Below are 6,733 nucleotides of genomic sequence, written 5' to 3'. Positions count from 1 at the left end.
TGGTCGTGCTATCACCTGATCGGCGACGCTCTGCGTTCCGACGACCTGGCGGTTAGCCCAGCGGCGAGCAACGCGTTCCTGAGCGGTTTTGCCGCACGTTTCGACAACGAGCCGCACGTGCTCGCGCCTGCCGCAATGCCGGTCGCGCGCCGCTTGCTGGCGCTGCGTCGCCGGGTTGTGCCGGCCTTTGCTGTCGCTGCCGCCGCTGCCACGCTGACGTGGATCGTCGTGCCGCAACTGCAAGGCGTGCCGGGTGGCCCGGGTGTGACGCAAGTCGCGTCCATCCAGTCACACGGCGATTCGCTGCAACGCGTGGCCATGGCGTCGGTGCCTGCCGCTACGGTCCAGCCGGTCGCGCAAGACGCCAACATCATTCGTGACGCAAGTCTCGATCAGTATCTGGAAGCTCACCAGCAATTCGCGCAACAACCGGTCATGCCGGGCTCGATGCCGCTGATTCGCGCTGCCGCAGTTTCTACGCAAGGCCAATAGTTTGATGCAGACTCCGCGGTTGAATAAAACGACTATCTGGGGGCGGCTGCCGGCATTTCTGTTCTGCGCAGCCGTATTGTTGTCCGCTACGCCGCGGGTCTTTGCACAAACCGACGATCCGCTCGTCGCCCGTCGCACGGCCGCGGAGCTGCTCGATCGAATCCATCAGGCCGCCCAGCAGCAGAACTACGAGGGCGCGTTCGTTTATCAACGCGGCAATTTCGTTCAGACGTCGCAGATCGCGCACTACGCGACCCGCACGGATGGCGAATTCGAGCAACTCGAAAGTCTCGACGGCAAGCCGCGCAAAATGCTTCGCCATAACGAAGATCTCTACACGTTCGTACCTGAGCGGCATCTATGCGTAGTCGAGAAGCGCCAGAACAAAGATTCGTTTCCTGCTCTGCTGGCTGTAAGCGGCGAGCAGGTGCTGTCTGTGTACGAGCCGAAGCTGCTCGGCGACGACCGCGTCGCGGGTGTCGACAGTCAGGTGATCGAGCTCGATCCGAAAGACGCCTACCGCTTTGCTTACAAGTTGTGGGCCGACAAGAAGACGGGTCTGCTGCTGCGTGCGCAGACGCTTGACCCGAACGGCCAGGTGCTTGAGCAGTTGTCGTTTTCGCAGATTCGCATCGGCGTGCCGGTTGACAAGACCGCCATCGTCAACGGCATTCGTAATCTGGCAGGTTGGACAGTGGTGCGTCCGCCCGTCGAGCCGGTCGATATGGCTGCGCAAGGCTGGCAGATCACGCCGACAGTGCCGGGTTTCCGCAAGATTCGCGAACTGCGCCGCCCAATGGCCGCACGTGATGCAGGCCAGCCGACCATTCCGGTCGATCAGGCTGTATTCTCCGACGGCCTCGCGGCCATTTCGGTGTTTGTCGAACCGGTCGAGAACAACACCCGCAAAGAAGGCGCGGGTAGCAGCGGCGCCACCCACGTGCTGGTCAAGCGGCGCGGCGACTTCTGGATTACTCTGCTTGGTGAAGTGCCCCAGACCACATTGCAGCAATTTGCGTCTGCCATAGAATATAAAGCTCCGAAGTAATCCTCCGAATCACTCGAATCCCTCGGCTTGCTACGATATGACGACTTTCTCGGTGCGCAAATTCCTCGCGGCCGCGGTGGTAGCGGCTTGTTTGCCGCTCGTACCGCACACGGCGTCGGCGGCTCCCGCAGCCAATCTGCCCGACTTCACTGACCTCGTCGACAAGGTCGGTCCGGCAGTCGTCAACATTCGCACGACTACGCGCGTGTCGAACAGCAGTGCCCGTGGCGGACTGCCGCCAGGTATGGACGACGGCGATATGTCGGAGTTTTTCCGTCGTTTCTTCGGCATCCCGCTGCCGCAGTCGCCGCAATCACCGGGTTCGCCCGGTACGCCGCGCGGCGGCGATAACGGCGGGAGCGGCAGCGGCGGCAACCAGGACTCGCCGGATAACAGCGATCCCGAACAGAACAGCGGCGTCGGCTCAGGCTTCATTCTGTCGGCGGACGGCTACGTGATGACCAACGCGCACGTCGTGGACGACGCGGACACCATTTACGTCACCCTCACCGACAAGCGCGAGTTCAAGGCTAAGCTGATCGGAGTGGACGATCGGACCGACGTTGCCGTCGTGAAGATCAGTGCTGCCAACTTGCCGACCATTACGATTGGCGACTCGAACAAGGTGCGTGTGGGCGAGTGGGTGGTCGCGATCGGTTCGCCGTTCGGTCTCGAGAACACAGTGACGGCCGGCATTGTCAGCGCCAAGGGGCGCGACACGGGCGATTATCTGCCGTTCATCCAGACCGACGTAGCCGTCAATCCGGGTAATTCAGGCGGCCCGCTGATCAACATGCAGGGCGAAGTGATCGGCATCAATTCACAGATCTACAGCCGTACCGGCGGTTTCATGGGCATCTCGTTCGCGATTCCGATCGACGAGGCGATGCGCGTGGCCGATCAGCTGAAAACCTCCGGTAAAGTCGTGCGCGGCCGGATCGCGGTGGCGATCGGCGAAGTGACGAAGGACGTGGCCGATTCGCTCGGTCTGCCGAAGGCGCAGGGCGCGCTGGTTAGCAGCGTCGAGCCGGGTGGTCCGGCGGACAAGGCGGGCGTGCAGCCCGGCGACATCATCCTGAAGTTCAACGGTCACTCGGTCGACACGGCGACGGATTTGCCGCGCATGGTCGGCGATACGAAGCCGGGCACCAAATCGACTATTACGATCTGGCGCAAAGGCCAGACGCGTGATCTGCCGGTCACGATTGCCGAGATGCAGCCAGACAAGACCGCCAAGGCGGATCAGAAGAAGCCGCCGGTGCCGAAGCAGCGCGCCACGAACGCGCTGGGTCTCGCCGTTAGCGATATTCCTTCTGACCAACAGAAGGCGCTGAAACTGCACAACGGTGTGCAAATCGACGCAGTAGACGGCCCGGCAGTGCGCGTTGGGCTGCAAAAGGGCGACATCATCCTGCGTGTGGGCGACACGGATATCACGAGCGCGAAGCAGTTCGACGACCTGACCTCGCACCTCGACCCGCAGAAGATGGTTGCGCTGCTGGTCCGTCGCGGCGAGAACACGCAGTTCGTGCCGATTCGCCCGCGCAGCGCGCAGAAATGAAGAAGGTGGCGCCGCTCACGCTCTACGGGCGCGCGTGGTGCCACTTATGCGACGACATGCGTGCCGCGCTCGAGCCTTTGCTCGCTGAATTCGGCGCCCAAGTCGTCCTGATCGACATTGACACCGATCCATTGCTGGAAGCCCGTTACAACGAGCTAGTGCCGGTTCTGCTCTGCGACGGTGTCGAACTGTGTCACTATCACCTTGATGCGGCACGGGTTCGTGCCGCGCTTGCCGCACGCTTTGTGGCGGTGCATTCTGGATCCACGCATTCGGGGTCCAATTAGGGCACCAAACCAGGCGCGAACGTGCGCCGTTCACACCCCGTTTCACGTCTCTCCTGAGCCGTCTTTTCCGTCCGAGCCTCGCAAGATGCGCCGGGCGATAGCCTTTTCGGCTAAAATAGATAGGTTTTTCACCTACTTACAAGGCGTGCTCCGCTATTGTCCGAGCGCGCCTTTTTCGCTTGATCGGTACTGAATGGATCATATTCGTAATTTCTCGATCATTGCGCACATCGACCATGGCAAGTCGACGCTCGCGGATCGCATCATCCAGATCTGCGGTGGCTTGTCCGACCGCGAGATGGAAGCTCAAGTGCTCGACTCGATGGATCTCGAGCGTGAGCGCGGCATCACCATCAAGGCACAAACCGCCGCATTGACGTATAAGGCCCGTGACGGGCAGATCTACAACCTGAACATGATCGACACGCCGGGCCACGTCGACTTCTCGTACGAAGTCAGCCGCTCGCTGTCCGCATGCGAAGGCGCGTTGCTGGTCGTCGATGCAAGCCAGGGCGTGGAAGCGCAAACCGTCGCCAACTGCTACACGGCGATCGAACTCGGCGTCGACGTGATTCCGGTGTTGAACAAGATCGACCTGCCGGCCGCGAATCCCGAGAACGCAATCGAAGAAATCGAAGACGTGATCGGCATTGACGCCACCGACGCTACGCGTTGCAGCGCCAAGACTGGCCTCGGCGTGGAAGACGTGCTCGAAGCGCTGATCGCCAAGGTGCCGCCGCCCAAGGGCGATCCGGAAGCGCCGCTGCAGGCGCTGATCATCGATTCGTGGTTCGATAACTACGTCGGTGTCGTGATGCTGGTGCGTCTGAAGAACGGCACGCTGCGTCCGAAAGACAAGATCCGCATGATGGCGACCGGCGCGCAGTACCCGGTCGAGCATATCGGCGTATTCACGCCGAAGTCGAAGAACCTAGAATCGCTGTCCGCTGGGCAGGTGGGTTTCATCATCGCCGGCATCAAGGAACTGGCCGCGGCGAAAGTGGGCGACACCGTCACGCTTGTGAATCGTCCTGCCGCAGAACCACTGCCGGGCTTCAAGGAAGTGAAGCCGCAGGTGTTCGCCGGGCTCTATCCGGTCGAAGCGAATCAGTACGATGCGCTGCGTGACTCGCTGGAAAAGCTGAAGCTGAACGACGCCTCGCTGCAGTACGAACCGGAAGTGTCGCAGGCGCTCGGCTTCGGTTTCCGTTGCGGCTTCCTCGGTCTGCTTCACATGGAAATTGTGCAGGAACGTCTCGAGCGCGAGTTCGACATGGACCTGATCACCACCGCGCCGACCGTGGTGTACGAAGTCCTGCAGCGCGACGGCACGACCATCATGGTCGAAAATCCGGCCAAGATGCCGGAGCCCTCGAAGATCGAAGAAGTGCGCGAGCCGATCGTCACCGTGAATCTGTACATGCCGCAAGACTATGTCGGCTCGGTGATTACGCTGTGTACGACGAAGCGCGGCAATCAGATCAACATGCAGTACCACGGCCGCCAGGTCCAGTTGACCTACGAAATCCCGATGGGCGAAGTCGTGCTCGATTTCTTCGATCGTCTGAAGTCGATATCGCGCGGCTACGCGTCGATGGATTACGAGTTCAAGGAATACCGTGCGGCAGACGTCGTGAAGGTCGACATGCTGATCAACGGCGACAAGGTGGATGCGTTGTCGGTGATCGTGCACCGTTCGCAGAGCCAGTATCGCGGCCGCGAAGTGGCGGCGAAGATGCGCGAACTGATTCCGCGTCAGATGTATGACGTCGCGATTCAGGCTACCATCGGCGCGAACATTATTGCGCGCGAGAACATTAAAGCATTGCGTAAGAACGTGCTGGCAAAATGCTACGGCGGCGATATTTCCCGTAAGAAGAAACTGCTCGAGAAACAAAAGGCAGGCAAGAAGCGAATGAAGCAGGTGGGATCGGTCGAGATTCCGCAAGAGGCTTTCCTCGCGATCCTGCGTGTCGAAGACAAATAAGACGAACAACGGAACTCTATGAATTTTGCGCTGATTCTTTTTGTGCTCGTCATTTTGACGGGCGTCGCATGGGTCGCAGACAAACTGATTTTCGTGCCGCAACGGCGGCGCGCGGCGGATGCGGCGGTCGCCGAGTTCGACCGCCAGCAGGCACGCGTCGGCGAGCGTTTTGCCGACGAAAACGCGGCCCAAACACGTGCCCGTCTGCGTGACGACAAGCTGCGTCAACCGTGGTGGCTCGAGTATTCGGCGAGCTTCTTCCCGGTGATTCTGGTGGTGTTTGTGGTGCGCTCGTTCGTGGTCGAACCGTTCAAGATTCCTTCGGGCTCGATGGTGCCGACGCTGCTGGTGGGCGACTTCATCCTCGTCAATAAATTCGACTACGGCATCCGTCTGCCGATCGTCAACACGAAGATCACCGAAGGCCGTCCGCTAGAGCGGGGCGACGTCGTCGTGTTCCGCTACCCGAAAGACGAATCCGTCGACTACATCAAGCGCGTGATCGGCCTGCCGGGCGACACCGTTGCTTATCAGGACAAGCAACTGACGATCAACGGCAAGCCGGTGCCGGAAACGGCGCTGCCAGACTATCTCGATGAAGAGCGCCTCGGCTACGCGAAGCAATTCGAAGAAGATCTTGACGGCCGCAAGAACGCGATTCTGAACAACCCGGCCGTGCCGCCGTTCATCGTCGGCGCGGAAGATTATCCGTATCGCGATAACTGCACATACAACGCACGCGGCGTGATCTGCAAAGTGCCGCCGGGCAATTACTTCATGATGGGTGACAACCGCGATAACAGCGCTGACAGCCGCTACTGGGGTTTTGCGCCGGATAAGAATATCGTTGGTCGCGCGTTTTTCATCTGGATGAACTTCAGCAATCTGAAACGCATCGGCTCATTCCACTGAGTTCGCATACATTGATTGCACGACACGCTGCGGCGGTGGCCTACACCTAGGTCACTTCCGTCGCCGCGTGTTACCACGCTACTTTAAGAATCTGCGGTAACGTCGCTTCACTACGCTTTTTCCGCTGGCCGCCCCGCGTTTTCGCCGGGGCAGGCGCCCGCGTTATACTCTGCCCATGCCCCTATCTCCGTTGGAAAGCCGTCTGCGCTACGAATTTCGCAATGCGGAATTGCTGCGCCAGGCTTTAACGCACCGCAGTCATAGCTCCACGCATAACGAACGGCTCGAGTTCCTCGGCGACTCCGTTCTAAATTGCGCGGTGGCTGCGCTTTTGTTCCAACGTTTCGGCAAACTGGACGAAGGTGATCTGTCGCGCGTCCGCGCCAATCTGGTCAAACAGCAATCGCTTTACGAAATCGCTCAGGCCCTGAATATCTCCGAAGGGC

7 protein-coding genes are annotated in these 6,733 nt (G+C 60.2%); all 7 read left to right on the top strand.

The features are described 5' to 3' along the window. The coding region (locus VFE81_RS13470) for an RseA family anti-sigma factor (protein ID WP_325045069.1) at nucleotides 1-492 on the top strand (492 nt) is incomplete at its 5' end. Between the two features lie 4 nt (nucleotides 493-496). Beyond that, a complete protein-coding gene (locus VFE81_RS13465; protein WP_325045068.1) occupies nucleotides 497-1,540 on the top strand; it encodes a MucB/RseB C-terminal domain-containing protein in 1,044 nt (347 codons plus the stop codon). A gap of 37 nt (nucleotides 1,541-1,577) precedes the next feature. Beyond that, nucleotides 1,578-3,101: a DegQ family serine endoprotease gene (locus VFE81_RS13460; protein ID WP_325045067.1), complete on the top strand. Its 1,524-nt coding sequence runs from the start codon at nucleotides 1,578-1,580 to the stop codon at nucleotides 3,099-3,101. Further along, on the top strand, nucleotides 3,098-3,388 hold the full coding sequence (locus tag VFE81_RS13455; protein WP_325045066.1) for a glutaredoxin family protein: 291 nt from the start codon (nucleotides 3,098-3,100) through the stop codon (nucleotides 3,386-3,388). The genes VFE81_RS13460 and VFE81_RS13455 overlap by 4 nt, the downstream gene beginning before the upstream one ends. 193 nt (nucleotides 3,389-3,581) lie before the next feature. Further along, complete coding sequence (gene lepA, locus VFE81_RS13450; RefSeq protein WP_325045065.1) at nucleotides 3,582-5,375, top strand: translation elongation factor 4; 1,794 nt, start codon at nucleotides 3,582-3,584, stop codon at nucleotides 5,373-5,375. 18 nt (nucleotides 5,376-5,393) lie between these two features. Beyond that, nucleotides 5,394-6,287 carry a signal peptidase I gene (lepB, locus tag VFE81_RS13445; RefSeq protein ID WP_325045064.1) on the top strand — a complete coding sequence of 298 codons (894 nt, stop codon included), beginning with the start codon at nucleotides 5,394-5,396 and terminating at the stop codon, nucleotides 6,285-6,287. A 175-nt stretch (nucleotides 6,288-6,462) separates the two neighbouring features. Beyond that, nucleotides 6,463-6,733 (top strand): ribonuclease III domain-containing protein (locus tag VFE81_RS13440; RefSeq protein WP_325045063.1); only part of this gene is annotated, 271 nt, incomplete at its 3' end.

The organism is Paraburkholderia sp. (assembly GCF_035656215.1).
Lineage (GTDB): Bacteria > Pseudomonadota > Gammaproteobacteria > Burkholderiales > Burkholderiaceae > Paraburkholderia.
The sequence above is the reverse complement of the archived record's forward strand: the minus strand, read 5'-3'. Positions and strand labels throughout refer to the sequence as shown.

Bases quoted from the DNA above. Each gene is read 5' to 3' on its own strand.
- VFE81_RS13460 (WP_325045067.1), top strand. From the start codon at position 1,578: ATGACGACTTTCTCGGTGCGCAAATTCCTCGCGGCCGCGGTGGTAGCG.
- lepA (WP_325045065.1), top strand. From the start codon at position 3,582: ATGGATCATATTCGTAATTTCTCGATCATTGCGCACATCGACCATGGC.
- lepB (WP_325045064.1), top strand. From the start codon at position 5,394: ATGAATTTTGCGCTGATTCTTTTTGTGCTCGTCATTTTGACGGGCGTC.
- VFE81_RS13465 (WP_325045068.1), top strand. From the start codon at position 497: ATGCAGACTCCGCGGTTGAATAAAACGACTATCTGGGGGCGGCTGCCG.
- VFE81_RS13455 (WP_325045066.1), top strand. From the start codon at position 3,098: ATGAAGAAGGTGGCGCCGCTCACGCTCTACGGGCGCGCGTGGTGCCAC.